The organism is Glutamicibacter sp. HZAU (assembly GCF_004100365.1).
Classification (GTDB): domain Bacteria; phylum Actinomycetota; class Actinomycetes; order Actinomycetales; family Micrococcaceae; genus Glutamicibacter; species Glutamicibacter nicotianae.
On sequence record NZ_SCKZ01000011.1, the window covers coordinates 55,142 to 62,763 of the forward strand.

Genomic DNA, 7,622 nt, shown 5'->3' on the forward strand with positions numbered 1-7,622 from the left:
GGAACTGGATTTCCCAGTTCCACGGCTATTGGCGATGACGCTAGCTGCTCAGCTTTCCAGGGCTGCCGGTGCCGGCTCGCCTTCCAGCTGGCCGGTGCCGCCTTCGGCGTGGAAGACGAACTTGCGGCTCTCGCCTTCGCCTTCGACATCGACGGTGACTTTCTGGCCGGACACAATCTGGCTGAAGAGGATGCGCTCGGAGAGCTGGTCCTCGATATCGCGCTGGATGGTGCGGCGCAGCGGACGGGCACCCATTGCAGGATCGTAGCCGCGCTGGGCCAGCAGGCTGCGGGCAGCCTGGGTGAGCTCGATAGTGATATCGCGTTCCTTCAGGCGCTTGGCCAGGCGGGCGATGAACAGGTCGACGATCTCCTCGATCTCCTCCTGGTTCAGCTGCGGGAAGACCACGGTGTCGTCAACACGGTTCAGGAACTCAGGGCGGAAATGCTGGCGCAGTTCTTCCTGGACCTTGGCCTGCATCCGCTCATAACCGGTCTTGGTATCCGCGGCCGACTGGAAGCCGGTCATCACACCCTTGGAGATGTCACGGGTACCGAGGTTCGTGGTCATGATGATGATGGTGTTCTTGAAGTCCACCACACGGCCCTGGGAGTCGGTCAGGCGGCCGTCTTCCAGGATCTGCAGCAGCGAGTTGAACAGGTCCGCGTGGGCCTTCTCCACCTCGTCGAAGAGCACCACGGAGAACGGACGGCGGCGGACCTTTTCGGTCAGCTGACCGCCCTCTTCGTAGCCGACATAGCCTGGAGGGGCACCGAACAGGCGGGAAACGGTGTGCTTCTCCGAGTATTCGGACATGTCCAGGGTGATCAGCGCGTCTTCCTCGCCGAAGAGGAACTCCGCCAGCGCCTTGGCCAGCTCGGTCTTGCCCACGCCGGTCGGGCCGGCGAAGATGAACGAGCCGCCTGGGCGGTTCGGGTCCTTCAGGCCGGCACGGGTGCGGCGGATCGCCTGCGAGATGGCCTTGATGGCCGAATCCTGGCCGATAACGCGCTTGTGCAGCTCTTCTTCCATGTTGAGCAGGCGCGTGGACTCTTCCTCGGTCAGCTTCACTACCGGGATGCCGGTAGAGTTGGCAAGCACCTCGGCAATGAGGTCCTCGGTCACCTCGGAGATTTCGTCCATGTCGCCATTGCGCCAGGACTTCTCCTTCTCGTTGCGGGCCTCGATCAGCTTGGATTCCTTATCGCGCAGCGAGGCTGCGCCTTCGAAGTCCTGCGCGTCAATCGCGGCTTCCTTCTCCAGGCGCACGGTGGCGATTTCCTCGTCCATTTCCTTCAGTGCCGGTGGCGCGGTCATGCGCTGGATGCGCAGGCGTGCGCCGGCCTCGTCGATCAGGTCAACTGCCTTGTCCGGCAGGAAGCGATCGGAAATGTAGCGGTGGGCCAGCTGGGCGGCAGCCTGCAGCGCGCCATCGGTGATGGTCACTCGGTGGTGCGCCTCGTAGCGATCGCGCAGGCCGCGAAGAATCTGCGTGGTCAGCTCGACGGACGGTTCCTTGACCTGGATCGGCTGGAAGCGGCGCTCGAGCGCGGCGTCCTTCTCGATGTTCTTGCGGTACTCGTCCAAGGTGGTGGCACCGATGGTCTGCAGTTCGCCACGGGCCAGCATCGGCTTGAGGATCGACGCGGCATCGATGGCGCCTTCGGCGGCACCGGCGCCGACCAGGGTGTGGATCTCGTCGATGAACAGGATGATGTCGCCACGGGTGCGGATTTCCTTCAGGACCTTCTTCAAGCGTTCCTCGAAGTCGCCGCGATAGCGGGAGCCGGCCACCAGCGAACCGAGGTCCAGGGTGTACAGCTGCTTGTCCTTGATGGTTTCCGGCACGTCGCCGCGCACGATGGCCTGGGCCAGGCCCTCGACTACGGCGGTCTTGCCGACGCCGGGCTCGCCGATGAGTACCGGGTTGTTCTTGGTGCGGCGCGAGAGGACCTGCATGACGCGTTCCATCTCATGCTCGCGGCCGATCACCGGGTCGAGCTTGCCTTCGCGGGCGGCTGCGGTCAGGTTGCGGCCGAACTGGTCGAGCACTGCCGAGCCTGCAGGGGTACCTTCCTGCTGTCCACCCGAGCTGACGCCAGCGGACGCGGTCTCCTTGCCGCCCTGGTAGCCCGAGAGCAGCTGGATGACCTGCTGGCGCACGCGACCGAGGTCGGCGCCAAGCTTCACCAGAACCTGGGCTGCGACGCCCTCGCCCTCGCGGATCAGGCCGAGCAGGATGTGCTCGGTACCAATGTAGTTGTGTCCCAGCTGCAGCGCTTCGCGCAGCGAGAGCTCCAAGACCTTCTTGGCGCGAGGAGTGAACGGGATATGACCGGAAGGCGCCTGCTGGCCCTTGCCGATAATCTCCTGAACCTGCTCACGAACGGCACCCAGCGAAATGTTCAGCGACTCGAGCGCCTTTGCGGCGACGCCATCGCCTTCGTGGATTAGACCGAGCAACAGGTGCTCGGTGCCGATGTAGTTGTGGTTGAGCATGCGCGCCTCTTCTTGGGCGAGCACGACAACTCGGCGGGCACGGTCGGTAAATCTCTCAAACATCTTCGGCACACTCCTTGCTTACCAATAACTCGATGCTACGCACCATGCGCCCGCAATGCTCCCTTGTTCGCCACAGGGATAACCGAAACGGCTCCCCTTTACTGCGAATCAGTAATAGGCATGCAATTAATAATGAGAATTACTTGGTTCACCAATATTGCGATCTTCAATGAAAATGCATCGTGAATAACGAACATCGTTATAAGAATATGAGCCGGCACGCATTGCGTGCCGGCTCATATTTGAGACTTGTGCGAAACCTCGCGAATTACTTCGCGCGGCCTCGACCACCCTTTCGCATAGCAGCGTTGTAGGCGTCTACAACCTCTGCATTAAGGCGTCCGCGTGCGTTGACCTTAATGTTGTTTTCCTTCGCCCATGCGCGGATTGCTGGAGCTTCGCTCGCTGCAGTCTGCTTCGACGAACGAGCCGCTTCGATGTACGGCTCGATGGCTGCATGGAACTGAGCAGCGTGCTCGTCGTTCAGGTCGATTTCAAAATGCTGACCAGCGACGCTGAATGCGATTGATTCAGTTGCCTCGCTACCATCAATATCGTCGATCAGGGCAATTTGAACCTGACGTGCCATTTAGGGGTTCCTCCGAGCTTGAATGTACTGGACAGATCGGCATTCAGCCATCAGTCCATTTCAAACAACAAGCATATACAAATAGGCACGCTAAATTCTAATTATCATCAGAATTCACAAGGTTCTATCAGGAACGACTAATTCTCGTTTACTGGATTATTTGAATCCGAGCCATTTTGAATTAGCGCATCAGCTTCAGCTTCAGCTTGGCGTTCTTTTCGATCCGCGTTTGTAATAGCTTTCATCACGTACCAGAAAAGCAGCGCCAGGCAGATTGTCGGGACGATCGCCTCAATATATGGCATTCTTATGCCTCCGGCTTTAGCAGTGGGAACAGAATAGTTTCACGAATACCGACGTTGGTGAAAAGCATAACCAAACGGTCGATGCCCAAACCGATGCCGCCCATTGGCGGTGCACCGTATTCCAGGGCACGCAGGAAGTCTTCATCAAGCTGCATTGCCTCTGGGTCTCCGCCGGCAGCCATCAGGGACTGCTCGGTCAGGCGCTCGCGCTGGATTACCGGGTCGATCAGCTCGGAGAATGCGGTGCCGCGCTCCATGCCGCCGATGATCAGGTCCCATGCTTCGATAACGCCCGGCTTCGAGCGGTGCGGACGCGCCAGCGGCTGTGCCAGGGGCGGGTAGTCGCACACGAAGGTCGGGTCGATCAAGGTCGGCTCGACGATTTCGCCGAACAGCTCGATGACCAGCTTCTGAGCTCCCCAGGCCGGGTCGATCTTCACGTCGTGCTTGGCAGCGATCTCGCGCAGCACCGATGCGTCCGTTTCCGGGGTGATCTCGACGCCGACAGCCTCGGACAAACCCGGGTAGACGCTGACCCAGCGCCATTCGCCGTCCAGGTTGACAGTGCCCTTGGGGGTTTCGATGGTGCGGCCAGCGCCGATGGCGTCAGCTGCATTGAGAATGATTTCCTTGATGCGGTCGGCCATGACGTACTGGTCGGCATAGGCTTCGTAGGATTCCAGGGTGGTGAATTCCGGCGAGTGGGTCGAGTCGACGCCCTCGTTGCGGAAGATGCGTCCCACCTCGAAGACGCGGTCGACGCCGCCGACGACGCAGCGCTTGAGGTACAGCTCGGTGGCGATGCGCAGGGTCATTTCCTGGTCGAACGCGTTCAGGTGGGTCTTGAACGGGCGGGCCGATGCGCCGCCGTGAACCAGCTGCAGCATCGGAGTCTCAACCTCGACGTAGCCGCGGTTCTCCAGGGTATTGCGCACGGCGCGGATGATCGCGGCACGCTTGTAGACCATCTCGCGGGCTTCGTCGCGCACGATCAAGTCGGCGTAGCGCTGGCGCACGCGGGTCTCTTCGTTCAGATCGGCGTGCAGCACCGGCAGCGGGCGCAGGGCCTTGGAAGCCATCTCCCAGGCATCGGCCATGATGGACAGCTCGCCGCGGCGCGAGGAGATGACCTTGCCGGTCACGAATACGTGGTCGCCCAAATCGACGAGCGACTTCCACTGCGCCAGGCGCTCTTCGCCGACGTTGGCCAGCGAGAGCATGACCTGCAGGCGAACTCCTTCGCCCTTCTGGCCGCCCTCCTGCAAGGTGGCGAAGCACAGCTTGCCGGTGTTGCGCATGAAGACGATGCGTCCGACGACGCCGACGACGTCTTCGGTCTCCTCGCCGGCTTCGAGGTGCTCGTACTTGTCGCGGATTTCCTGCAACGAGTGGGTGCGGGCAATGCCTACCGGGTAGGCTTCCTCGCCCTTGGCCAGCAGCTGGTTGCGCTTATCGGTGCGCACCTGTCGCTGGTCGTTTGGATTTGGGGCCGGTGCGGAATTATTTTCGGAAGTCACAATAGTCCATTCTACGTGTCATGGCGCGCAGTTGAAGCCCTTCATGATCAGCCTTACACAGTGATCTTGGCCCGCAACGCAGGATGGGGCAGCGGCAAAGCCTGCTTTGCCCCTGCCCCATCCATTAGGTGATGCGGTTTACCAGATTTCCACGCGGTCGGCCGGATCCAGCCACATACCATCGCCCGGCTTGGTGCCGAAGGCCTCGTGGAAGGAATCCAGGTTCTTCGGCACCTGGTTGCAACGGAATTCGCCGGGTGCGTGAGGGTCCGTGGTCACGCGCACCACCGCGGTTTCCGGACGGATCAGCGTGCGCCAGCATTCGGCCCAGGAGTAGAAGAAGCGCTGGTCGCCGGTGATACCGTCGATCACTTCATCTTCCTGGATGCCGCGGGCCGCCAGCTCGAGCTTGTAGGCCTTGTAGGCAATGCCCAATCCACCGAGGTCGCCGATGTTCTCGCCCAAGGTCAGTGCACCGTTGACGTTGTGTTCCGGGGCTTCTGAAGGGGACAGCGCGTTGTACTGGTCCACCAGCTTGGCGGTCAGCTTCTCGAAGGAAGCCCGGTCCTCATCGGTCCACCAATTGGTCAGCTGGCCAGTGCCATCGAACTGCGAGCCTTGGTCATCGAAGCCGTGGCCGATTTCGTGGCCGATGACCGCGCCGATGCCGCCGAAGTTCGAGGCGATGTCGCGGTTCACGTCGAAGAATGGCGGGCGCAGGATGGCAGCCGGGAACGCGATTTCGTTCAGCAGCGGGTGGTAGTAGGCGTTCACCGTCTGGGGGAACATGAACCACAGTTCGCGATCCACCCCGTCATCGATCTTCTTCAGTTCACGAGCGAACTCGAATTCGTTCGCCGAGGCAATATTCGCGATGACGTCCAGTTCATCAGCCTGGATGGCAGAGTAGTCGATCCATTGGTTCGGGTAGCCGATCTTCGGACGGAACTTGGAAAGCTTATCCAGTGCCTTTTCGATGGTCTCCGGGCCCATCCAGGACAGTTCGCTGATCGAGATGCGGTAAGCCTCGATGAGCCGCTGGACCAGCGCGTCCATGGCGTCCTTGGCCTCTGCAGGGAAGTGCTCAGCCACGTACAGCTGGCCGATGTCTTCGCCTACTGCACCCTCGGTGAATGCGACACCGCGCTTCCAGCGTTCCTTGAGCTGCTCTACGCCACCGAGCTTTGCGGAATAGAAGGAGAAGTTCTCGTTGACGAAGGCGCTGGACAGGTAGGGTGCGAACGAGCGCAGGACCTGTATCCGCAGCCAGTTCTTCCAGGCATCCAACGGCTGGGAGTCGATCAGACCCGCCAGCCCTTGAAGGTAGCTTGGCTGCCACACGACAACCTCGTTGTAGTACTTCTGCTCGATACCGGCTCCCGCCAGCCAGGTGGTCACCCCTGGGAACAGCGTGGCGAGCTCTTCTCCGGACAGCAGGTTGTAGCGTGCCTGGGCGTCGCGGACCTTGACCCGGTCCCAGTGGTGAGAGGCGATCGCCTTCTCGAGCTCCACGACGCTGGCTGCGGCTGCTTCAGCGCCGGCAATGCTGCCAAGACCCAGCAGCCGGCCGAGGTGCTCTTGGTAGTCGGCTACGGTTTCAGCGAACTGCTCTTCGCGGTAGTAGGACTCGTCAGGCAGGCCCAGACCACCTTGCAGGAAGGTCAGCAGGTTCCGATCAGGATTGCCGGCATCGTTCATCGCGCCGACATCCATGAAGCCGCTGATGCCCTTGCGCTGGAAGAAACCGCAAACCTCGAGCAGCTGCTCGGTGCTCTGGATATCCGCAATGGTGTTCAGGAAGACAGCTACCGGAGCAGCACCACGTTCTTCGATCACGGCTTCATTCATAAACGAGCTGTAGAGGTGGGCAATGCGGCGGGTAGCATCGTCCGTTTCTGCACCGGAAGCAACCTTCTGAACAGCTTCGGTAATGATTCCATGAACGGCGGCTTCGGCCTGGTCGCGAAGCTCCATGAAGGAACCGTAGATTCCCTGATCTCCTGGAATGGTGGCTGTCTCGAACCACTTGCCATTGCTATGGCGGTAGAGATCGTCCTGGGGACGAATTGAATCGTCGCGGTATGTCAGTGGACTCGTGGTCTCGGTGGTCAAGGAAAGCCCCTCGCGTAGAAGATCTTGTTATGTCTACTACACACCTTATCCACTTCCATGAAGATAAGAAGAGCGAGGGATGCCGATGCGCGCACGGCTTAAATACTCTGGTTAAACAGGTGAGGCTCCAACCATCACTGGTTAGAGCCTCAAACCCACTTAGGTTAAGTCCGGCGGTGACCTACTCTCCCACACCCTCACGAGTGCAGTACCATCGGCGCAATGGGCCTTAGCTTCCGGGTTCGGTATGGGACCGGGCGTTTCCCCCACGCTATGACCGCCGTAACAATCACGAAGCACACAAACCAAATATTTCCTGGTCAGTGTTTTCCGGTGCTACAAAGTCTTGTAACTCATCCGTATTTGTTGGTTAGAGGTTGTTGTCTCGTAACCGCATAGTGAACGCGAACAGCATTGAAAAATATCAGTTCAATCATTGTTTTATTGTGTGTTGTAAGCCATCGGCCTATTAGTACAGGTCAGCTGCACAAGTCTTCAGTCCTTGCTTCCACATCCTGCCTATCAACCCAGTGGTCT

At 59.9% G+C, this 7,622-nt stretch carries 5 protein-coding genes and 1 rRNA gene; all 6 read right to left on the reverse strand.

The features are described from left to right. Positions 1–48 precede the first annotated feature (48 nt). Positions 49–2,562, reverse strand: coding sequence for an ATP-dependent Clp protease ATP-binding subunit (locus EKH49_RS15185; RefSeq protein ID WP_128471509.1), 2,514 nt, complete (start codon positions 2,560–2,562; stop codon positions 49–51). A gap of 268 nt (positions 2,563–2,830) precedes the next feature. Then, positions 2,831–3,151, reverse strand: a complete 321-nt coding sequence (locus EKH49_RS15190) for a histone-like nucleoid-structuring protein Lsr2 (protein ID WP_038993581.1) — start codon at positions 3,149–3,151, stop codon at positions 2,831–2,833. Between the two features lie 137 nt (positions 3,152–3,288). Further along, entirely contained in the window at positions 3,289–3,456 is a 168-nt protein-coding gene (locus EKH49_RS16745) for a hypothetical protein (protein ID WP_162989142.1), read from the reverse strand. Between the two features lie 2 nt (positions 3,457–3,458). Beyond that, the gene (gene lysS, locus EKH49_RS15195; protein ID WP_128471510.1) at positions 3,459–4,973 is read right to left on the reverse strand and encodes a lysine--tRNA ligase; all 1,515 of its coding nucleotides are present in this window, start codon (positions 4,971–4,973) and stop codon (positions 3,459–3,461) included. A 138-nt stretch (positions 4,974–5,111) separates the two neighbouring features. Continuing rightward, positions 5,112–7,085 (reverse strand): M13 family metallopeptidase, encoded by a 1,974-nt coding sequence (locus EKH49_RS15200; RefSeq protein WP_128471511.1) that lies wholly within the window; start codon positions 7,083–7,085, stop codon positions 5,112–5,114. Between the two features lie 168 nt (positions 7,086–7,253). Next, positions 7,254–7,370: ribosomal RNA gene (gene rrf / locus EKH49_RS15205) — 5S ribosomal RNA — on the reverse strand. Positions 7,371–7,622 lie beyond the last annotated feature (252 nt).